Annotated in this window: 18 protein-coding genes; 5 read left to right on the plus strand and 13 right to left on the minus strand. The window is 65.5% G+C overall.

All coding sequences use genetic code 11. The annotated features are described in order from the left end of the window. Positions 1-39: 39 nt before the first annotated feature. Positions 40-2,103 (plus strand): UvrD-helicase domain-containing protein, encoded by a 2,064-nt coding sequence (locus AC6LJY_RS12475; protein ID WP_498136048.1) that lies wholly within the window; start codon positions 40-42, stop codon positions 2,101-2,103. Positions 2,104-2,116: 13 nt separating this feature from the next. Then, a complete protein-coding gene (locus tag AC6LJY_RS12480) occupies positions 2,117-2,956 on the plus strand; it encodes a helix-turn-helix domain-containing protein (RefSeq protein WP_498136049.1) in 840 nt (279 codons plus the stop codon). Positions 2,957-3,045: 89 nt separating this feature from the next. On the opposite strand, the gene AC6LJY_RS12485 is transcribed toward AC6LJY_RS12480, so the two are convergent. Further along, a complete protein-coding gene (locus tag AC6LJY_RS12485) occupies positions 3,046-4,107 on the minus strand; it encodes a threonine aldolase family protein (protein WP_255593810.1) in 1,062 nt (353 codons plus the stop codon). A gap of 117 nt (positions 4,108-4,224) precedes the next feature. Between AC6LJY_RS12485 and AC6LJY_RS12490 the strand changes: the two genes are divergently transcribed. Next, on the plus strand, positions 4,225-5,076 hold the full coding sequence (locus tag AC6LJY_RS12490; RefSeq protein ID WP_046806622.1) for a class II glutamine amidotransferase: 852 nt from the start codon (positions 4,225-4,227) through the stop codon (positions 5,074-5,076). A 169-nt stretch (positions 5,077-5,245) separates the two neighbouring features. Continuing rightward, complete coding sequence (locus AC6LJY_RS12495) at positions 5,246-5,866, plus strand: hypothetical protein (protein WP_046806621.1); 621 nt, start codon at positions 5,246-5,248, stop codon at positions 5,864-5,866. Positions 5,867-5,965: 99 nt separating this feature from the next. On the opposite strand, the gene dapD is transcribed toward AC6LJY_RS12495, so the two are convergent. From dapD to AC6LJY_RS12555, 12 genes are all read right to left on the minus strand, one after another. Beyond that, the gene (dapD, locus tag AC6LJY_RS12500) at positions 5,966-6,943 is read right to left on the minus strand and encodes a 2,3,4,5-tetrahydropyridine-2,6-dicarboxylate N-succinyltransferase (RefSeq protein ID WP_314362759.1); all 978 of its coding nucleotides are present in this window, start codon (positions 6,941-6,943) and stop codon (positions 5,966-5,968) included. A gap of 108 nt (positions 6,944-7,051) precedes the next feature. After that, positions 7,052-8,182 carry a M20 family metallopeptidase gene (locus tag AC6LJY_RS12505; RefSeq protein WP_498136050.1) on the minus strand — a complete coding sequence of 377 codons (1,131 nt, stop codon included), beginning with the start codon at positions 8,180-8,182 and terminating at the stop codon, positions 7,052-7,054. Positions 8,183-8,227: 45 nt separating this feature from the next. Then, positions 8,228-9,133, minus strand: a complete 906-nt coding sequence (locus tag AC6LJY_RS12510; protein ID WP_314362756.1) for an alpha/beta hydrolase — start codon at positions 9,131-9,133, stop codon at positions 8,228-8,230. Continuing rightward, the gene (locus tag AC6LJY_RS12515) at positions 9,133-10,143 is read right to left on the minus strand and encodes an oligopeptide/dipeptide ABC transporter ATP-binding protein (RefSeq protein ID WP_314362754.1); all 1,011 of its coding nucleotides are present in this window, start codon (positions 10,141-10,143) and stop codon (positions 9,133-9,135) included. The genes AC6LJY_RS12510 and AC6LJY_RS12515 overlap by 1 nt, the downstream gene beginning before the upstream one ends. Next, positions 10,140-11,123, minus strand: coding sequence for an ABC transporter ATP-binding protein (locus AC6LJY_RS12520; protein ID WP_046806616.1), 984 nt, complete (start codon positions 11,121-11,123; stop codon positions 10,140-10,142). The genes AC6LJY_RS12515 and AC6LJY_RS12520 overlap by 4 nt, the downstream gene beginning before the upstream one ends. Continuing rightward, the gene (locus tag AC6LJY_RS12525; protein ID WP_046806615.1) at positions 11,120-12,040 is read right to left on the minus strand and encodes an ABC transporter permease; all 921 of its coding nucleotides are present in this window, start codon (positions 12,038-12,040) and stop codon (positions 11,120-11,122) included. The genes AC6LJY_RS12520 and AC6LJY_RS12525 overlap by 4 nt, the downstream gene beginning before the upstream one ends. A gap of 6 nt (positions 12,041-12,046) precedes the next feature. Next, a complete protein-coding gene (locus AC6LJY_RS12530) occupies positions 12,047-13,024 on the minus strand; it encodes an ABC transporter permease (protein ID WP_046806614.1) in 978 nt (325 codons plus the stop codon). Between the two features lie 109 nt (positions 13,025-13,133). Continuing rightward, entirely contained in the window at positions 13,134-14,780 is a 1,647-nt protein-coding gene (locus tag AC6LJY_RS12535) for an ABC transporter substrate-binding protein (RefSeq protein WP_498136051.1), read from the minus strand. 75 nt (positions 14,781-14,855) lie between these two features. After that, positions 14,856-15,827: a M14 family metallopeptidase gene (locus tag AC6LJY_RS12540; protein WP_498136052.1), complete on the minus strand. Its 972-nt coding sequence runs from the start codon at positions 15,825-15,827 to the stop codon at positions 14,856-14,858. 93 nt (positions 15,828-15,920) lie between these two features. Further along, the gene (locus tag AC6LJY_RS12545; RefSeq protein WP_498136053.1) at positions 15,921-17,534 is read right to left on the minus strand and encodes an ABC transporter substrate-binding protein; all 1,614 of its coding nucleotides are present in this window, start codon (positions 17,532-17,534) and stop codon (positions 15,921-15,923) included. Between the two features lie 407 nt (positions 17,535-17,941). Continuing rightward, the gene (locus AC6LJY_RS12550; protein WP_046806611.1) at positions 17,942-18,175 is read right to left on the minus strand and encodes a hypothetical protein; all 234 of its coding nucleotides are present in this window, start codon (positions 18,173-18,175) and stop codon (positions 17,942-17,944) included. Positions 18,176-18,296: 121 nt separating this feature from the next. Continuing rightward, positions 18,297-19,154 (minus strand): NAD(P)H-hydrate dehydratase, encoded by an 858-nt coding sequence (locus AC6LJY_RS12555; protein ID WP_498136054.1) that lies wholly within the window; start codon positions 19,152-19,154, stop codon positions 18,297-18,299. 112 nt (positions 19,155-19,266) lie between these two features. Here AC6LJY_RS12555 and AC6LJY_RS12560 point away from each other — a divergent pair, with 112 nt between their 5' ends. Then, on the plus strand, positions 19,267-20,100 hold the full coding sequence (locus tag AC6LJY_RS12560) for an enoyl-CoA hydratase/isomerase family protein (RefSeq protein ID WP_046806609.1): 834 nt from the start codon (positions 19,267-19,269) through the stop codon (positions 20,098-20,100). Positions 20,101-20,152 lie beyond the last annotated feature (52 nt).

Genomic DNA, 20,152 nt, shown 5'->3' on the forward strand with positions numbered 1-20,152 from the left:
GGCAGGCGCCTGGCGCCTGCGCCCGTTTTAAAGCTCAACATGTCCGCTAGCGAATCCATTGCCCAAGGTATGAACCCCGCTCAACGCGAGGCGGTGCTGTACCTGGACGGCCCGTGTCTGGTGCTGGCCGGCGCCGGCAGCGGCAAGACGCGGGTGATTACTCAGAAAATCGCGTATCTGCTGCGTGAATGCGGCTACATGGGCCGCAACGTGGTGGCGCTGACCTTCACCAACAAGGCGGCGCGCGAAATGGACGAGCGCGTCAAGACGCTGGTGGACCGCAAGCTCTCCAAGGGTTTGATCATCAGCACGTTCCACTCGCTGGGCGTGAAGATGCTGCGCGAGGAAGCGCGCAACGCCGGGCTCAAGCCCACGTTTTCCATCCTGGACGCCGACGACGCCATGTCGATCATCCAGGAGCTGCTGGCCACCACCGACAAGGCCCGGCTGCGGCACGTGCAGGGCATCATTTCGCTGTGGAAGAACGCACTGCTGGAGCCGGACGACGCGGCGCGCGAAGCCGTCACGCCGGGCGACGTGGAAGCCGCCAACATCTACCGCAGCTACGCCGCCACGCTGGCCGCGTATCAGGCGGTGGACTTCGACGACCTGATCCGTATCCCCGCGCTGCTGCTGTCCAGCAACGAAGAGGTGCGTACGCGTTGGCAGAATCGCGTGCGTTACCTGCTGGTGGACGAATACCAGGACACCAACGTGTGCCAGTATCGCCTGGTGCAGTTGCTGACGGGCTCGCGCGCCATGTTCACGGCGGTGGGCGACGACGATCAGGCCATCTACGCCTGGCGCGGCGCCACCATCGAAAACCTGGCCAAGCTGACCACCGACTACCCGAACATCAAGCTCATCAAGCTGGAACAGAACTACCGCTCGGTGCAGCGCATTCTGGCCGCGGCCAACGCGGTCATTGAAAAGAACCCCAAGCTGTTCGAAAAGAAGCTGTGGTCCGACCTGGGCGTGGGTGAACCCATCCTGGTGTCCGCCATGGACGGCGAAGAACAGGAAGCGGAATCCATCGCCATGAAGGTGTCGGCCTCGCGCTTCGAGCGCCAGGCGCAGTGGAAGGATTTCGCCATCCTGTATCGCAGCAACCACCAGTCGCGCATCCTGGAGCAGGCGCTGCGCAACCTGAAGATTCCGTACACGATCTCGGGCGGGCAGAGCTTTTTCGACAAGGCCGAAGTGCGGGATGTGTTGGCGTACCTGCGGCTGCTGGCCAATGACGATGACGACCCCGCGTTCATCCGCGCGGCCACCACGCCCAAGCGCGGCATCGGCCAGGCCACGTTGCAGGTGCTGGGCCAGTACGCCGCCACGCGGGAACTGTCGCTGCTGGCCGCCGTGGCGGAGACCGGGCTGGAAAGCCTGTTGGCGCCACGCCAGCTGGACCCGTTGCGCACCTTCGCCGAGTTCATTCGGCGCATGCAATGGCGCGCCGGTCGCGGCGCCGCCTCGGGCAAGGACGCGGCGCCCGCCGAGCCGGCCGGTGTCATCCTGGATGATCTGGTCCAAGCCATCCAGTACGAACGCCACCTGTTCGAGCTGTTCGAAGAACGCCCCGCGCAAACGCGCTGGCAGAACGTGTTGGAACTGACCGGCTGGCTCAAGCGCAAGGCCGAAGAAGACAACATGTCGCTCTTTGATCTGGTGCAGCACGTGGCGCTGGTCACGATGCTGGAACGCGGCGAAGAAGACGAGCCCGACGCGGTCAAGATGTCGACCCTGCACGCGTCCAAAGGGCTGGAGTATCCGCACGTGTACCTGGCGGGCGTCGAGGAAGGCCTGCTGCCGCACCTGGGCAAGGACGACGAGGTCGGCGACCCGGCCCGCGCCGCCGAGAACCTGGCCACACGCATCCAGGAAGAGCGGCGCTTGATGTACGTGGGCATCACGCGTGCGCAGCGCAGCCTGAACCTTAGCTGGTGCAAGCGCCGCCGCCGCGCGCGTGAAGACCTGGTGCGCGAGCCTTCGCGGTTCATCGAAGAAATGGGGCTGGGCGACGTGCGCTTGCAGGAAGACGAAGCCACCGCCGCGATGAACCCCAAGGAGCGCATGGCGATGTTGAAAGCGCTGCTGAAGAAGTAGCGGGGAAAGCCGCATGCCTGCCCCGCTTAAAGACGACGTCCGCTATTTGCCGGTGCGCGGCACGCCGGGGCTGGTGTTGGGGCAGGCGCGGCTGTGCCAGTTTGAGTTTGACCGCCACTATCACGAGGACTATCACATTGGGCTGGTGACGCAGGGCGTGCAGCGGCAGCGCTTTGGCGGGCAGAGCATTTTGCTGGGGCCGGGCGGCATTGCGCTGATGCCTCCCGGTGAAATCCATGATGGCTCGGGCGCGGGCGACCACGGAGCGGCTTATGTGTTGAAGACGTTCCGTATTTCGGCGGCGCTGATGCGCGCCTGCATCGAAGACGTTTCGGCCGCCGCCGCCCAGGAACGGTTCTTTGGCACGCTGGTGCAAGACGCGGACCTTGCGCGGCGCTTCATGGCTTTGCACAACGCGTGGATGGCCGGTGCGGCGGACGAACCGCTTGCACGCCAAGCGCAGTCATTGACCGTGATGGCCGACCTGTTCGTGCGCACGCGCACCGTCAAGCCGCAGGCGGTCAAGGGCGGCTTGTCGGCCGCCCATCAACGGGCCGTGCGCGATTACTGCGTGGCGCATCTTGCCGACAAGATTTCATTGGATGACCTGGCCCGGCTTTGCGGGCTGAGCCGCTTTCAATTCCTGCGGCGCTTTACGCACAGCACGGGTTTGACGCCGCACGCATGGTTGGTCCGACTGCGCCTGGAACGCGCCTGCGCGGCGCTGGCCGGCGCGCGCGTGTCGGTGGCAGAGGTGGCCGCCGACGTGGGCTTCTACGACCAAAGCCATTTCAATCGCGCGTTCCGAGCCGCCTACGGCGCACCGCCGTCGGCGTATCAGCCAACGGCATAGCCCAGCCGCGTAGGCGACGTCGGTGACCGCGACGGCGACCACGGCGGCCGCGAAGACGACGCCGGCCGACGACGTAATCGCTTCTGGTTTCAACGCACCCGCGCGCGCAGCGCGGACAGGAAGTGATCCACATCCTGCTCCGTGGTGGCAAAGGACGTCACCAGGCGCACGACGCCCGGGCCCCAGCGGTCGTGATAGAAGCGAAAGCCATCGGCCAAGAGGCCTTCGATGGCAGCGTTGGGCAGCTGGCAGAACAGAATGTTTGCATCCGCCTCGCCTTGCATCGCTACGCCGGGCAAGCCCTGCATGCCGGCCGCCAGCCGTGCGGCCATGGCGTTGGCCTGACGCGCATTGCGCAGCCACAGATCGTCATCCAGATACGCTTGCATCTGCGCCGACAGCAGCCGCATCTTTGAAAACAGATGGCCGCCGCGCTTGCGCCGGAAGGCGAGTTCCTGTGCGCGCTTGGGGTTGAACAGCACGATGGCCTCGGCACCCAGCACACCGTTCTTGGTGGCGCCAAACGACAGAATTTCGACGCCCGCCTTCCACGTCATTTCCGCCGGCGTGCAACCCAGGCTGACCAGCGCGTTGGCAAAGCGCGCGCCATCCATGTGCAGCGGCAAGCCGGCATCGCGGCAGACGCCGCCGATGGCCTGTATTTCGTCCAGGGTATAGACGCTGCCGGTCTCCGTGGCCTGGGTGATGCTGACGCAGGACGGCTGGACGGTGTGCACGTCGCCTACCTTGCGGCGCGCGTGGTCCGCCAGCTGGACGGGGTCGATCTTGGCGTCGTCGCCGCCCAGCAGGGTCAGGCGGGCGCCGTTCGTGTAGAACTCGGGCGCGCCGCACTCATCGTTGGCGATATGGCTTTGCGTATGGCACAGCACCGCGCCCCAGGGCGGTGTCAGCGTGGCAAGGCTGAGCGAATTGGCCGCCGTGCCCGTGGGCACCAGCAGCACGTCCACCTCGTGTTCAAAGATGTCGGCAAGGCGGCGCTGCACCACCAGTGAGCAATCATCGGCGCCGTAGGCGGGCGCCTGGCCGCTGTTCGCGCGCAGCAGCGCGTCCATGACCTCGGGGCTGGCGCCTGCGATGTTGTCGCTGGAAAAGCCCATTTGCAGGGTGGGGACGGATGAGGGCGTGTTCACGTTTGGCTTCCGGCTGATTTTGCAAAAGCCTCACTGTGCCGGGGCGCGCGCCGCCAGGCTTGTAGAAAATTGCGCCTGGCTCCTACACTGGGCAAATCCGTCTTGAAGGAGCGCATCATGTGTCGTTGGCTGGCTTACACCGGTAGTCCCTTGCAGATGGAAAGCGTGCTGTTCAAGGCCAAGCACTCGTTGATCGACCAAAGCCTGCATGCGCGGCTGGGCGCCACCACGACCAACGGCGACGGTTTCGGGCTGGGCTGGTACAGCCGACCTTACGATGGCCACATCGAGCCACCGTTTCGCTACCGCAGCGTGCACCCCGCCTGGAACGACCGCAATCTGCGCGAAGCGGCGCGCGCCATCCACGCGCCTTTGTTCGTGGCGCACATCCGCGCCGCCACCGACACGCCCGCACAGGAAACCAACTGCCACCCGTTTCGCCACGGGCAGTGGCTGTTCGTGCATAACGGGGTCATTCGCGACTATCCCCTGCTGCGCCGCGACCTGATGCTGATGATCGCGCCCGCTTATTTCGGGTCGTTGGAAGGCTCCACCGATTCCGAGGTGATGTTTCTGCTGGCGCTGACGTTCGGCCTGGACGAAGACCCCATCCGCGCACTGGCCCGCATGGTGGGGGCAGTGGAAGAGACGGGCCGCCGCCACGGCGTGACGCACCCCATCAACATGACGGTGTGCGCGCTGGACGGGCACCGGCTGATTGCGGTGCGTTATTCCAGCGAGGCGGAATCGCGCACGCTGTTCCACAACACCTGCGTGCGCCATTTGCGCGAGCTATATCCGGAAGACCCGCAGATTGCCGCGCTGGACGAGAACGCGTTCCTGTTGTTGTCCGAGCCCTTGAGCGAGATGCCGGGCGTCTGGGAAGAGGTGCCCGAGGCCACCGCGATCATCGCCGGGGGCGGCGACGTGCGGCATTACCCGTTTGCGCCGATTGCGCCGGGGCCGTGACGCGGCCGCTGATGACGCGCGAAACCGCCGGATTTCACCAGATATCAGCGAAATTGGCCGATAAATAGGGGTCATCAAGCACGCTTCGCTCATATAAGGGAGAATGCGTGTCGCATGACGGTGCGACGTCCTGGGCCGCGAAAGCACCCCAACTCAATAAGGAAGTTGCATGACAGATAGCAAAACCCCGCAGGTCTCAGACGCATTGGCGGTGTTTACGCACACGGGGAGCGCCCCGGTTCGCTTTGAATTGCATGACAAAGGCGTGGTCTGCCAACAAGGCGACACGCGCAGCTACACCGCATTCGCGGATGTCCTGGATCTTTGCCTGTTCCCCGCCGAAGCGGGCGCAACGGCAGGTCCGATCAACCAATTTGCCTACCGTGCCCGCGTGGCGCAAGACTGGACCATCGTGTCCGGCGACGTCAGCAACTTCGCTCAGTTCATGGATGCCTTCCGCTCGCGTTATGTCGCGCAGCGCCTGCCCGTGCTGGAAGCGTTGATGGCCAACGGTGAGCGCGTTGCGTTCCGGTATATCAAGTCCGGTGATTTTCCTGGTGTTCAAACGCAGGAACTGGCCCTGTCGGCCGAAGGCCTGCATATCGATGGCGCCACCTGGCCTTACGAGTCGTTGCAGCGTATCGACCTGAACGACTGGACCGAAACCATCACGCTGCATGACGACAGCGGCAAGACGGTGTTTTCGTGCGTGGCCACGCGTATTCTCAGCTCGGATCTGCTGGTGAACCTGGTGTACGACCAGTTGGGCCAGACGGCGGAATACGCCTGATAGGGCATTGCCCTCAAGCGACGTAACGGGCGCTTGATGCGCAATGAAGAAGGGCCGCCATCGTGCTACGAGCGGCCCTTTTTTTATGCTGCGCGGTGATCAGTGCCCGGCGTGCAGCGCCGGATTCAAGGTGCCCCAGGCGGCTGTGCGCACCAAGGTTTCCACCACACCGGTTTGTGAATTGCGGCGGAACAGCAGGCCGTGCTGGCCCGCCAGCGACGCGGCTTTCACCACCGCGCCTTCGGGCGTCAACACGCGCGTGCCCGCCGTGATGTAGCAGCCGGCTTCCACCACGCAATCGTCACCCAGCGAAATGCCGATGCCCGAATTGGCGCCCAGCAGGCAGCGCTTGCCGATGGACACCACCTGCTTGCCGCCACCCGACATCGTGCCCATGATGGACGCGCCGCCGCCGATATCGCTGCCGTCATCGACGATGACGCCCGCGCTGATGCGGCCTTCCACCATCGACGCGCCTAGCGTGCCGGCGTTGAAATTGCAGAAGCCCTCGTGCAGTACGGTGGTGCCCGGCGACAGGTATGCGCCCAGCCGCACGCGCGCCGTGTCGGCGATGCGCACGCCGTTGGGGACAACGTAGTCGGTCATGCGCGGAATTTTGTCCACGCCCCGTATTTCCAGCACCTGACCGGTGGCGCGCAGTTGCCAACGCAGGGCATCGACCTGATCCACCGCGCACGGCCCGGCAGAGGTCCAGGCCACGTTGGACAGCACGCCGAACAGGCCATCCAGGTTGGCCTCGTGCGGGCGGATCAGGCGGTGGCTGAGCAGGTGCAGGCGCAGGTAGGCGTCGTGCGCGTCGGCGGGCGGCTCGGCCAGTGACGCGATGGCCGTGCGCACCGCCACGATGTCGACCTTGCGGCGCGTGTCGCGCACCAGCGCGGTGGGCACGTGTTCGCCCAGCGCCGCGCGCGCTTCCTCGGGCGTCAGGTGGCGCGTGCCCCCAGCCGGCGTGTGATCGGCTAGCGAGGGGCGCGGGTACCAGGTGTCAAGGACGGTGCCGTCGGCCGCCAGCGTGGCGAGACCGTAGGCAATGGCGCTGTTGAAGGTGGCGGACATGGCGGATGGGCGTAGCGTTGACGTGGGTTGAGTGATCGGGCGTGAGTGGGGCCGGTGAATCGGGAAGTTGCCGGCCCGTTCTCTAAGCCTGTTTTATAGCCCCGTTTTTCAGGCGAGCTCGCGCAGCAGCAATTCCCAGAACTTCAACCGCTGTTCCAGCGTGGACACCAGCACGTACTCGTTCAAGGTGTGCGCCCCGTCGCCGTCCGCGCCCAGGCCGTCCAGCGTGGGGATGCCCATCGCCGAGGTGAAGTTGGCATCGCTGCCGCCGCCCGTCATCGGCGCGTCTTCCAGCAGGAAGCCGGCGCGGTCCGCGTAGCCTTGCACCAGGGCCAGCAAGGCTGCCGCCGCCTCCGTCTTGACCATGGGCGGGCGGTTCAATTCAACGTTGATGTCCAGTTCAACGTCAGGCCTTACCGCGCACAGCTCGCGCATGCGGCGCAGCACGTCTTCGGCGGCGCCCATGTCGGGCACGCGGAAGTCCACCACGCAGCGGCACAGCGCCGGCACGGTGTTGGTGACCGTGCCGCCGGCGATGGTGCCCACGCTGACCGTGATGCCACGGTCGTAGTCGGTCATGGCTTCCAGCGCCAGCACCTGATGCGCCATTTCACGAATCGCGCTGCGGCCTTTTTCATGCTGCATGCCGGCGTGCGCCGGGCGGCCCTTCACGTTCAGGTTCAACATGCCCGTGCCCTTGCGCGCCGTGACGCACTTGCCGCCGTTCGGGCGGGCCGGTTCGCAGACCAGCGCGTACTTGGCGTTGGCGGCAAAGCGTTCGATGTGCACGCGCGAGGCATGGCTGCCCGTTTCTTCGTCGGGCACCACCAGGAAGTCCACCGGCAGCTGCGTCGCGCCGGGGCGCGCCACGCCGGCCAGCGCCGTCAGCGCCAGGTAGATGCCCGCCTTCATGTCGTAGCTGCCGGGTCCGTAGAGACGGTCGCCGTCGATACGGACCGGGTTCTCCAGCAGCGTGCCCACCGGATGCACGGTGTCCATGTGCGCCAGGATCAGGATGCCGGGGCGCGTGTCGCCGGGGGCGCGGTTGGTGGCGTACAGCAGCGGGCCCGTGGTGGGGCCCAGCGACGACAGTTCCACCGTCAAGCCCGCGGCGGCCGCGTAGTCGGCGATGATGCGCGCCATGGCGGCGATGCCGTCGGGGTAGTTCGACGGCGATTCGCATTGCAACCAGCTCTGGATGCCGGCGACGATCTGTTCAGTGCTTTGGGTGTTGGACATGGCGGTATCGGGTTCCAGCAATGAAAAAGGGGAGGGCGATCAGAATCAGGCGACCTGCTGACCGGCCAGGCGGGCCAGTTCGGCGGCATCGGGCATCTTGCCGTCGAACCACAGGCTGGCGCACACGGCCGACATGGCGCGGCCGTCGTGGCCGATGCCGGGCACCACTTGCAGCGTCCAGCCGAACGGCACGCCACGGCGCTCGGCTTCGCGTTTGCCGAAGTCGTAGTAGTTCTGGGCGCGTGCAAAGCGGTGCGGGCCCTGGCGCATGGCGGCGGGCTCGGACGGCAGGTTGGGATCGTCGGTGGCGATGTCCTGGTCACCGGCCAGGATCGTCATGGGGTAGGCCAGCAGCTTGACCAGGTGGTCTTCGGTCAGGCCCACGCCGTCCATGCCTTCGGGGAAGGGGTAGTCGAATGTGGGCAAGGTGTACCAGCCCGGGTTGCCCGCCGCCACGGCCTTGAACGGCGCGTGCGACTGGCTGCTCATCAGGCGATGCACGAATTGGCCGCCGGCCGAATGGCCGAACAGGTAGACGTTCTGGCCGTCGGTGATTTCACCGGCAATCATGTCCTTGATGACGTTGCCCACCAGCGCATACGTCCAGCCGTCAATGTGGCGCGGGTTGCCGCCGGCCGAGAACACGCGGCCGTTGTTGTAGCTTTCAACGCCCGGCCAGATTTCGTTCGAGAACGTCAACGCCACGATCAGCAGCTTGTGCTTGTCGGCGGCCTCGACCCAGAAGTCGCGGTATTCATCGCCATTGCGCAGCACGCCGTGCTGCACGATGACGACCGGGCGGTCGGGCGTGTAGCCGTACGGGCGGTACGTTTGCAGCTTGAACGGACGATCCGAATTGCGGTCTTCGTCGATGTACTGGATGGTGTTGCGGCCCGCATGGCCCATTTCGATGGCGATGCGGTCCACGTTGGACATATCGGAGGGTTTCATCAGGCGCTCGCTTCGTTCAGGTGGCAGGCCGACCAGTGGCCCGCCGAGATTTCTTTCAGGACCGGCGCCTGCTCGCGGCAGCGCGGCATGGCGTGGGGGCAACGGGGGTTGAAGGTACAGCCGGGCGGCGGACTCAGCGGCGACGGAATTTCGCCCTTGATCGGCGTGAACTTGCGGCCTCGGCGGGCGACGTCCGGGACTTCGGCCATCAGGGCCTGGGTGTAAGGATGATTGGCGCGCGCAAAGATCTCGGCCGATGTGGAAATTTCCACGATCTTGCCCAGGTACATGATCGCGACACGGTCCGAGATGTGCTTGACCACGCCCAGGTCGTGGCTGATGAACAGGTAGGTGAAACCGTGCTGCTCGCGCAGGTCCATGAACAGGTTGATGACCTGCGCCTGGATCGACACGTCCAGCGCGGCCACGGGTTCGTCGCAGACCAGGAACTTGGGGGCCACCATCAGTGCGCGGGCGATGCCGATACGCTGGCGCTGGCCACCGGAAATCTGGTGGGGAAAGCGGTCGCGGTATTCGGCGTCCAGGCCCACTTCTTTCAAGGCCTGGTCGATGCGCGCGGGGATCTCGGCCGGCGGCGCCAGCTTGTGGACCTTGAGCGATTCGCCCAGGATCTGGCGCAGGCGCTGACGCGGGTTTAAGGACGCTTGCGGGTCCTGGAAAATCATCTGCACGCCCAGCGTATAGGCCAGCTTGTCGGCGCCACGCAGGCGCACGGCATCGCGGCCCTGATACAGCAGTTCGCCTTCGGTCTGGCGGTGCAGGCCCGCCACGACGCGTCCCAACGTGGACTTGCCGCAACCTGACTCGCCCACCAGTCCGACGACTTCGCCGCGCTTGATGGACAGGTCCACGCCGTTCACGGCATACACCGTGCGGCGGTCCAGCGGGCGGCCGGCAAGGGCCAGGATGCGCTGGGCCAGATCGGGGCGCTGTTCGAATCGCTTGTGGACGTTCTTGAGCTCGATGACGGGAGTATCGGCTTGGCTCATGCTTGCTGTGCCTCGCGGGCTATCGGCACGTAACAGCGGTAGCTGCGCGGACCTTCGGTGGTAACGGAGGGGGCTTGTTCGGTGCAGCGCGTGACCGCCTTGGGGCAACGCGGCCGGAACGCACAGCCCGAGGGGCGGCCCGCCAGGCTGGGCGCCATGCCGTTGATCTGGTGCAGGCGCGCGCCGGGTTGCGTGGCGCCGGGCATCGAATCCAACAGGCCCCGGGTGTAGGGGTGGCGCGGTGATTCCAGCACCTGTTCAACCGGGCCGCTTTCCACGATGCGGCCCGCATACATGACGGCGACGCGATCGGCCAGCTCGGCCACCACGCCCAGATCGTGCGTGATCCAGATAAGCGCGGTGTTGTGCTCGCGGCAGATCTCTTGCATGCGGTAAAGAATCTGGCCCTGGATCGTGACGTCCAGCGCGGTCGTGGGCTCGTCGCAGATGATGAGGTCAGGCTTGTTCAGCATGGCGATGGCAATGGCCACGCGCTGGCGCATACCGCCGGAGAATTCGTGCGGATAGCTCTTCAAGCGCGATTCCGGCGACGGAATGCCCACCATCTCAAGCGCCTCGCGGCAGCGTTCCTCGGCTTGCGCGTGCGACACGTTTTCGTGCGTGAGGATGGCTTCCATCATCTGCTCGCCGATGCGCAGCACCGGGTTCAGCGTCATCAAGGGGTCCTGGAAGATCATGGCGATGCGGTTGCCGCGCAACTGGCGCATCTGCTCTTCAGTGAGCTTGCGCAGGTCGGTGCCCTTGAACTTCACTTCGCCGTCCACCACTTCACCGGGCGGGTCGATCAGGCCCAGCAGTGAGAAACCGGTCACGGATTTGCCCGAGCCCGATTCGCCGACCAGGCCCACGATTTCGCCGCGGCGCACGGTAAGGTCGACGCCGTCGACGGCCAGGTACGCGCCGGCCTCGGTATGGAATGCGGTGCGCAGCCCGCGCACATCAAGAAGAATGTCGCTCATGCTCGTCGGGGGTCCAGGCTTTCGCGCAGGCGGTCGCCCACGATGTTGATGGAAAGAATCAGCACCAACAGCGCAATGCCGGGGAACAGGCTGATCCAGTAATCGCCCGACAGCAGGTATTGGAAGCCGTTGGAAATCAGCAGGCCCAGCGAGGGCTCGGTGATCGGCACGCCGACGCCCAGGAAGGACAGCGTGGCTTCCAGCGCGATCGCGGTGGCGATCTGGATGGTGGCGAACACCATGACCGGGCCCAGGCAGTTGGGCAGCAGGTGGAAGACCATGATGCGCCACGCGGGAAAGCCCAGGTTGGCGGCGGCTTCGACGTATTCCTTGCGGCGCTCTTGCAGCGCGCGGCTGCGCATGATGCGGGCGTAGTGGCCCCACTGCACCAGCACCAGCGCCAGGATCACTTTGTCCACCCCGCGCCCCAGCACCACCAGCAGCACCAGCGCCACGAGGATGGTGGGAAAGCCCAGGATGAAGTCGACGATGCGCATCAGGATGGTGTCGACCAGGCCGCCGACGTAGGCGGCGATCAGGCCGATGGCCCCGCCGATGGCGGTGGCCAGCACCACGGCCGACAAGCCCACCATCAGGCTGATGCGCAGGCCATACAGGATGGCGCTGAGCATGTCGCGGCCCTGGTCGTCGGTGCCCAGCCACGCGATGCTGCCGTCCATCAGCGCCTGGCGGGGCGCCAGGCGGCCGTCCATCAGCGACAGGTTGGCCAGGTCATAGGGGTTTTGCGGCGCGAAGTACGGCGCGAACACCACCAGGATGATCAGGATGGCCAGCGCGATGACCGAGCCGCGCACGGTGGGGCGCGCATGCAGTTTTTTCAGGATGGAGGCGCGCTGCGGGGTCTCGGCCAGAGGCTGGACGGTGCGGGTGCGGCCGGGATTGGGAGAGTTAGCCATGGCGGATTATTGAGCGGGGGCCACCAGCTGCACGCGCGGGTCGAGCGCGGCGTACAGGATGTCCACAACCAGGTTGATGACCACGAAGATCAGGGTGACCAGCATCACGTAGGCAACCACCACCGGGCGGTCCAGCTGGTAGACGCTGTCGATCAGCAGCTTGCCCATGCCGGGCCACGCGAAGACGGTTTCGGTGATGGTGGAATAGGCGATCAGGCTGCCGAATTCCATGCCGATCACGGTCACGACCGGGATCAGGATGTTGCGCAGGATGTGGCGGCGCACGATGCGGCCGGGCTTGACGCCCTTGGCGCGCGCGAATTTCACGTAGTCCTGGCTGCGCGCTTCGACCACGCCCGAGGCCGTCAGGCGCAGCACCAGCGCGATATTGGCCAGCGCCAGGTTGATGGCCGGCATGATCAGGTGCGACCAGCCATCGGCCGTCAGGATGGACAGGCGCACGCCCAGCACGGTCACGGTGTCGCCGCGCCCCGTGGCCGGCAGCCAGCCCAGCCATACGGCGAACAGCAGGATCAGCATCATGCCCTGCCAGAAGTTCGGCAGCGAAAAGCCCAGCACCGACGACGCCATGATGCCGCGGCCGAGGTAGTCGTCGCGGTACAGGCCGGCGACCAGCCCCAGCGGAATCCCGATCACACAGGTCAGCATGATGGCCACGATAACGAGTTCGAACGTGGCGGGAATGCGCTGCACGATCAGCTCGATGGCGGGGATGCCGTGCACGAACGACGTGCCCAGGTCGCCATGCAGCGCGCGCCACAGGAACCCGGTGTATTGCTGCCACACGGGCAGGTCCAGGCCCAGGCGGGCGATCATCGCCTCGCGGGCGGCCTGGCTGGCTTCGGGGCTGACCAGCAGTTCGATCGGGTCGCCCACGGCATACACCGCGAAAAAGACCACGACCGATACGGCCAGCAGTACGAACAGACTCTGGATCAGTCTGCGCAGGATGAACAAGGCCACGTGATGATTTCCTTGGTGGGCTCAGGGTTTCTTGGCGCGCCGCGTGTTGGCTTGGCGTGTTGAGTGGATGGGGTTATCTGGCTGCTTGCTTGGGCGATTACCTGGACAATTACTTGGGCGACGACTTGGCCGGTCGGGCCGACATGGCCAGCGTGTACTGATCCGCACGACCCTCGTAGACCAGCCCCTTCTTGAACGCCCAGATGCTGCTTTCAAAGTGCAGGGGAATGCTGGGCAGGTCGGCCAGCGCAATCGCCAGGGACTGTTGCAGCAGCTTTTCCCGCTCGGCCGGGTCTACGGTCACCACGGCGCGCTTGAATACGCCGTCGAACTCGGGGTTGTCGTAACCCCCATAGTTGCTGGTGCCCAGGCCCTGCTCTTTGTCGAACCGGCTGACCCAGTATTGTAGGAAAGACGACGCCTCGCCGGTTTCAGACGACCAGCCGCCCATGGCAAAGCTGAATTCGCGCTTGGCACGCTTGGGGAAATACACCGAGCGCGTCATCGCGTCGACCGTGGTCTTGATGCCCACGCGCGACAGGTACTGCGCCACGGCTTGCGAGATCTGGGCGTCGTTGATGTAGCGGTCGTTGGTGGATGAAATGGTCAGCTCGAAGCCGGTGGGGTAACCGGCTTCGGCCAGCAGCTTCTTGGCGCCTTCGGGGTCGTACTTCAGTTCGGGCGGATGGCGCAGCGTGCCGAACATGCCGTCGGGCAGGAACTGGTTGGCGGGCGTGGCGGTGCCGTCCATGATGCGCGCGGCGATGGTCTTGCGGTCGATGGCCATGGAAATGGCGCGGCGCACGCGCACGTCCTGCAAGGGGTTCTTGCCGTCGGCGGCCTTGACGGTGGGGCTGGGGCTGCGGCCCACATCAAACTGGAAATACACCACGCGCACCGACGGCGTGATCACATGGCCGAAGCCCGGCGTTTCCGAAATGCGCTTCACATCGCGCGCGGCGGGGTTTTCGATCAGGTCGAAGTCGCCAGCCAACAGGCCGGTCAGGCGCGGGCCGGCGGCGGGCACGGGAATCAGCTTGACCTGTTGCCAGGCGGGCTTCTCGCCCCAGTAGCTGTCGTTGCGCGTCAGCTCGATGGCCGTGCCCTTCACGTAGGACTTCAGCGTGTACGGGCCGGTGCCGATCACATCGCGGCCGCCATTGAAGTCGGCCACGGTGGGCCAGGGGCCGGTCACGCCGCACTTGTTCTTCAAGTCGAAGGTGATGGGGCCGTGCTCGACAATGCCGCTCCAGAGCATGGCCGTGCGGGTCAGGTCGTTGGGCAGCAGCGGATAGGGCTTGTGCGTCTTGATGACCAGCTTGTTGCTGCCTTGCGCCTGGACGTCGGCAAACTTCTGCACGATCGCCGGGTATGAACCGCCGATCGCTTGTTCGTTGTTCATCACGCGGCAAAACGTGAAGATGACGTCCTGCGCGGTGAAAGGCTGGCCGTTGGAAAACCGGGCGTTCTCGCGCAGCGTGAATTCCCAGGTGGTGTCGTCCAGCGCCTTCCAGCCTGTGGCCAGACGCGGAATCAAGTCCATCTTGGCGTCCTGCCCCACCAGCGTCTCGAACATGTGCGAGGTCATCGCGTCGTTGGGCGTGGCCTGGTGATAGTGCGGGTCCATCGACGTGGGCTCGGACGACAGGCCGATCTTCAACGTGGTGGGCGTCGTCTGGGCCATGGCGGCGGGGGCGCCGGCCAACGTACAGGCCAAGGCCAGTAATGCGCTGCGGGTGGATACCTGGATGGACATGCTTTCCCTTGTTGTTTTGAATGGTCGGCGGCGCCTCGTGGATGGGCGCCGCTCGGTGGTGCCGGCGGGTGTCGATCAGCCGATAGGCTGCGCCAGCCGCACGACGGTCACGCCGGGCCGCAGGTTGGCGGTGGACGGCATGATCAGCACGCAGTTGTCATACGGGGTGACGACGGGTTCGCCTTCGGACCAGCCGATGACGGTGCCGGCGGTGGCCAGCGTTTCCAACCCTTTCCAGGGTTCGGCAAAACGGAAGTCGGCGCTTTTGGCCGCAACGGCGTGGGTAACACGCAGTGCGCGCTGGGTGGCGGCGGCGGGTTCAATCCAGCCGGCGGGAATGTCGTCGCGGTCCAGTGTGCCGGCTTCGAGCAGGAAGCGGGCCATCTGGTCCACCGCCACGCCGCGCGCTTCGGGTGCGCCATGGAAGCCGCATTCAATCAGCAAGGACCGCGTGCCGTTGTCGCCGGCTTCGCCAAAGCGGCCATAGTCGCGCATGCGCACGCCGGCCGCATGGCCCGCGTCGGCAATGATGGTGGCTGGGTTGCCCAGCGCCAGGGCCAGGTCGATATTGCGCTGCTGCATGCCGGTCAGTTGCAGCGGCACGTCGGAATTGCTCATGGAATGAAAGTCCAACAACCAGTCGGACTGTTCGACCCATGGACGGATCTGCACGGCGCGGCGGCGTTCCTGGCTGATCGGCACGGTCAGCTTGTCGTCGCTCCAGACGCGGTTCATGTCTTCGTCGACAAAACGGGCGGGGGCGTAATTGGCGGAATCGAAGCGGTCGAACGCGGCCAGGTTACAGAAGGCCAGCGTCAGCGAACCCCGGCGAGGCCGCAGCCCGGCCGTCAACGCTTCTTTCAGGGCCCAGGCGCCGCACAGCTCGTTGCCGTGGATCAGTGCGCTCAACATGACACGCTTGCCGGGTACGCCGGAATCGAAATGCCAGACGCCGGGCGTCTCCGTATTGCCCAAGCGTTCGGCCGACAAATCCGGACAGGCTAAAAGAAAAGGGCGCGGACGGGCCGCGGGGGTAGGCGTGGGCATGGCAACTCCGATGAAGCGGGGGAATTGTATAGGGTATCCGACCAAAAAAAACGGCTGCACAGGGCAGCCGTTTTCTGGTTCAGACGCGGTGGATCACTTCTTGTCGGGCGTGACGGACGTGGCCAGGGTGTACTGGTCGCGGCGGCCTTCGTAGGTGATGCCCTTGCGGAAGGCCCAGATGCTGCTTTCGAAGTGCAGCGGGATCAGCGGCACGTTGTCCAGGGCGATCTGGGTGGATTCCTGCAACAGCTTTTCGCGCTTGGGCGCGTCCACCGTCACGATGGCCTGCTTATAGACCTTGTCGAAATCGGCATTGGAAAAGCCGCCGTAGTTGCTGGTGCCCAGGCTGTTGGGCGAATCCAGGGACGCAACCCACAGCTGGAACAGCGCCGAGGCTTCACCCGTTTCCGCCGGCCAGCCGCCCATCGAGAAGCTGAACTCGCGCTTGGCGCGCTTGGGGAAATAGATGGATGCCGTCATGGCGTCCACGTGGGTCTTGATGCCGACGCGGGCCAGGTATTGCGCCACGGCCTGTGCGACCTGGCCGTCGTTGACGTAGCGGTCGTTGGTGGACGACAGCGTCAATTCAAAGCCGTTCGGGTAGCCGGCTTCGGCCAGCAGTTTCTTGGCGCCTTCGGGGTCGTACTTGATTTCAGGGGCCTTGGGCAGCGCGCCGAACATGCCGTCGGGCATGAACTGGTAGGCCGGGGTGGCCATGCCGTCCATGATGCGGGCGGTGATGGTCTTGCGGTCGATGGCCATCGAAATCGCCTTGCGCACGCGCAGGTCTTGCAGCGGGTTCTTGCCGTCGGCGCTCTTGACGAACGGGCTCGGGTTGCGGGCCACGTCCGGCTGGAAGAACACCAGGCGGGTGGACGGCGTGGCCACAAAGCCGAACTTCGGGTTGTCCTTCAGGCGCGGCAGGTCACGGGCGGCCGGGTTTTCGATCATGTCGAAGTCACCCGACAGCAGGCCGGTCAGGCGCGGGCCGGCGGACGGCACCGGCACGAACTTCACTTCCTTCCAGTACGGCTTCTCGCCCCAGTAGTTCTCGTTGCGGACCAGCTCGATGCCGGTGCCCTTCACGTAGGACTTGAGGGTGTAGGGGCCGGTGCCGATGGAATCCCTGCCGTTGTTGAAGTCGGCAACCGTGGGCCACGGGCCCGTCACGCCGCAACCCTTCTTGGGGTCGAATGTCAGCTTGCCGTGCTCGACAATGCCGTTCCACACGATAGGCAGCGAGCGGGCCAGCTCGGCGGGCATCAGGGGGAAGGGCTCGCCGGTCTTGATGATGACGGTGTGCGCGTCGGGCGTTTGCACGTCCGTGATGCGCTTGGTCATGTCCATGTAGGACTGCGACACGTTGGTTTCGTTGTTCAGCGTGCGGCAGATGGTGAACAGCACGTCTTCGGACGTGAACGGCTTGCCGTTCGAGAACTTGACGTCGTCGCGCAGCTTGAATTCCCAGGTCAGATCGTCCAGGTTCTTCCAGGACTTGGCCAATTGAGGCGTCAACTTCATGTCGGCGCTGCGACCCACCAGCGAACTGTAGACGTGCGCGGAGAACGCGTCGTTCTGCGTCATCTTGTGATAGTGGGGGTCCGCCGAAGTGGGTTCGGCCGACAGGCCGATCTTCAGCGTCTGGGCTTGGGCGGCTGCCAAGGGAATGGCGGCGGCCACAAGGGCCAGGGTGGTGCGCAACTTCATGGTGACAACTCCGGAGGAATAACGAACCGGATCGTGCCTGCGCGAGAACCACCAAGGCCAGGGTGGACACAGCGTGTCGACCGCAAGAGAAGCTTGGGAGGGGGAAGGCGCCAGGCACGACGGCAAGGGGCCGATTATCGGTAGGGGCTTCGCGCGCTGTCAATGAAGAACGGCGAACCAGGCGCTAGGGAAAACGCCGAGAAGAGGGGGGTGGCGCTGGGCCAAAGAGGGCGCCGCGGGGGTCCCCGTTGCAGATCACGGGAACCGGCGCGGCGCGAAGGCGCCTGTGAGGGACGGCGCCAGATACTCGTTGCCGGGGCGCTTGGCTGGCAAGCGGGCCGTGCAACGACAGCGCGCCGGGCGAAATCGCGGGAGATCGTCGCGATTTCAGCCCAGCGCGGCTGTTTTTACCACTGCGAGCCGGAGAAGCGCGAGCTGGCGGCGCGGGCCTGATTCATCGATTCGTTGACTTCGTCGATGAAGGCGAACACGCCAGCGACAGCGGCGATCACGGCTTGGCCGGCCTTCTTCAAGCTGGTCAGCGGGTGGGAATTGGGTTGGTTTTCCAGGGCGCCGCGCAGCAGGTCGCGCTCCAGCGCGTCGGTCAGGCGGGCAGTGCTATTCAGGGTCAGTTCAGTCATGGTCTTTCTCCAGTCCGTTTCGTCTTGGTGAAAACCATTATAGGGATAACCCTAGGGGCGGCGCAATGATTGTTTTAGGGAAAACCCTAGTATGTTGTAAAAATGTTTATTTGACGGGGACTTAGCGGCCATTGCGCAGGGCGCGGGCCGCGTTTGGCAGCTCTGAGGCGGTCAGGCCAATCGGGCCGACACCGGCGGCCACCAGCGCATCCGCCGCCGCGCCATGCAGCCAGACGGCGCCGGGCACGGCTTGGTCTTCGGGCAGATTCTGCGCCAATAAAGATCCCAGCATTCCCGCCAGAACGTCGCCGGTGCCGGCCGTGGCCAAACCGGGATTGCCGCTGGTATTGACCCGGATGCCGCGAGCCGGGTGGCAGACCACCGTGCCCGCGCCTTTCAGCACTACCCAGCATTGATAGCGCTGCGCCAATTTCCAGGCGGCGCCGGGGCGGTCGGCCTGGACTTGGGCCGCGGGGATGCCCAGCAGGCGGCCGGCTTCGGCAGGGTGCGGCGTCAGCACAACCGGGCCGGCGCCCCAATTGGCCTGGATACCGCCGCAGGCCAAGAGGTTAAGCCCGTCGGCGTCCAGCACCAGCGGGGTTTGGTGCCGCAGCACGAACAGTTCCGACAGCGCGTTGGCCGCCAACGCGTCCGTGCCGATCCCGCAGCCCGCCACCCAGGCGGTCACGCCCCAGTCGGTGTCCAGCAGCGAACGGGCGTCGCGCAGCATCAGTTCCGGCTGGTGCGGGTCGCAGGCCATCGGCGACGTTTCCTGTGCAAAGCCCACCAGCACCTTGCCGGCGCCGGTCAACAAGGCAGCGCGGGCGGCAAGCAGCGCAGCGCCTGTCATGCCGTGGCCGCCGCCCACCACGCCGACCGTGCCGAAGCTGCCCTTGTGCGTGTCGGCTTCGCGGGGGGCGAACAGGGCGGGCAGGCTGGCGCGGTCGATGGGGGCGCCGGTCGGGGCGGGGGTGTTCATTGGCTGAGGCTCCTGTGGACAAGCGGCGGGGCGGCGTTCGTGTATCCACTATAGTGCGCAAAAACATGCCGGCCTGTACGCCCGGCAGCCCCTGACACCCCCGGAGTAGACAATGACCGATATCACGCTGCAACACTATTCAGCCTATGAATCCCTGAAGCTGCGCCGGCACCCCGGCGGCGTGCTGGAGCTGATCATGGGCGCCAAGGGCGGGCAGCCCGGCAAGCTGTCCACGGCGGATGACCGCATGCACCGCGAACTGGCGGACATCTGGCGCGACATCGACACCGACCCCGACACCCGTGTCGTGGTGATCCGTGGCGAAGGCAAAGGCTTTTCGGGGGGCGGCGACCTGGAGCTGGTGCAGCAGATGGCCGACGACTTCGACGTGCGCACCCGCGTCTGGCGTGAAGCGCGCGACCTGGTCTACAACATCATCAACTGCAACAAGCCCATCGTGTCCGCCATGCACGGCGCGGCGGTGGGGGCGGGGCTGGTAGCCGGCCTGCTGGCCGACATCTCGATTGCGGCGCGCGACGCCCGCATCATCGATGGCCACACCCGCCTGGGCGTGACGGCGGGCGACCACGCGGCCATCGTCTGGCCGCTGCTGTGCGGCATGGCCAAGGCCAAGTACTACCTGATGCTGTGCGAAACCGTGACGGGCGAAGAGGCCGAGCGCATCGGCCTGGTGTCGCTGTGCGTCGATGAAGCCGATTTGATACCCCGCGCCTTCGAGGTCGCCAACAAACTGGCCGCCGGATCGCAGACCGCCATCCGCTGGACCAAGTATTCGCTGAACAATTGGCTGCGCATGGCCGGCCCCAGCTTCGATACGTCGCTGGCGCTGGAGTTCATGGGGTTTGGCGGGCCGGACGTGAAGGAAGGCATCCAGTCCTTGCGCGAACGCCGGGCACCCAATTTCCGGCCTGATTCGCCGTTTTGATGCGGCGCGGGAAGATCGCGACCTCAATCGGCCCGCAATCCCCCGCCTGGCC

This window comes from Achromobacter sp. RT286_PF (assembly GCF_059760425.1).

Bases quoted from the DNA above. Each gene is read 5' to 3' on its own strand.
- AC6LJY_RS12475 (WP_498136048.1), top strand. From the start codon at position 40: ATGTCCGCTAGCGAATCCATTGCCCAAGGTATGAACCCCGCTCAACGC.
- AC6LJY_RS12480 (WP_498136049.1), top strand. From the start codon at position 2,117: ATGCCTGCCCCGCTTAAAGACGACGTCCGCTATTTGCCGGTGCGCGGC.
- AC6LJY_RS12490 (WP_046806622.1), top strand. From the start codon at position 4,225: ATGTGTCGTTGGCTGGCTTACACCGGTAGTCCCTTGCAGATGGAAAGC.
- AC6LJY_RS12495 (WP_046806621.1), top strand. From the start codon at position 5,246: ATGACAGATAGCAAAACCCCGCAGGTCTCAGACGCATTGGCGGTGTTT.
- dapD (WP_314362759.1), bottom strand. From the start codon at position 6,943: ATGTCCGCCACCTTCAACAGCGCCATTGCCTACGGTCTCGCCACGCTG.
- AC6LJY_RS12505 (WP_498136050.1), bottom strand. From the start codon at position 8,182: ATGTCCAACACCCAAAGCACTGAACAGATCGTCGCCGGCATCCAGAGC.
- AC6LJY_RS12510 (WP_314362756.1), bottom strand. From the start codon at position 9,133: ATGAAACCCTCCGATATGTCCAACGTGGACCGCATCGCCATCGAAATG.
- AC6LJY_RS12515 (WP_314362754.1), bottom strand. From the start codon at position 10,143: ATGAGCCAAGCCGATACTCCCGTCATCGAGCTCAAGAACGTCCACAAG.
- AC6LJY_RS12520 (WP_046806616.1), bottom strand. From the start codon at position 11,123: ATGAGCGACATTCTTCTTGATGTGCGCGGGCTGCGCACCGCATTCCAT.
- AC6LJY_RS12525 (WP_046806615.1), bottom strand. From the start codon at position 12,040: ATGGCTAACTCTCCCAATCCCGGCCGCACCCGCACCGTCCAGCCTCTG.
- AC6LJY_RS12535 (WP_498136051.1), bottom strand. From the start codon at position 14,780: ATGTCCATCCAGGTATCCACCCGCAGCGCATTACTGGCCTTGGCCTGT.
- AC6LJY_RS12540 (WP_498136052.1), bottom strand. From the start codon at position 15,827: ATGCCCACGCCTACCCCCGCGGCCCGTCCGCGCCCTTTTCTTTTAGCC.
- AC6LJY_RS12545 (WP_498136053.1), bottom strand. From the start codon at position 17,534: ATGAAGTTGCGCACCACCCTGGCCCTTGTGGCCGCCGCCATTCCCTTG.
- AC6LJY_RS12550 (WP_046806611.1), bottom strand. From the start codon at position 18,175: ATGACTGAACTGACCCTGAATAGCACTGCCCGCCTGACCGACGCGCTG.
- AC6LJY_RS12555 (WP_498136054.1), bottom strand. From the start codon at position 19,154: ATGAACACCCCCGCCCCGACCGGCGCCCCCATCGACCGCGCCAGCCTG.
- AC6LJY_RS12560 (WP_046806609.1), top strand. From the start codon at position 19,267: ATGACCGATATCACGCTGCAACACTATTCAGCCTATGAATCCCTGAAG.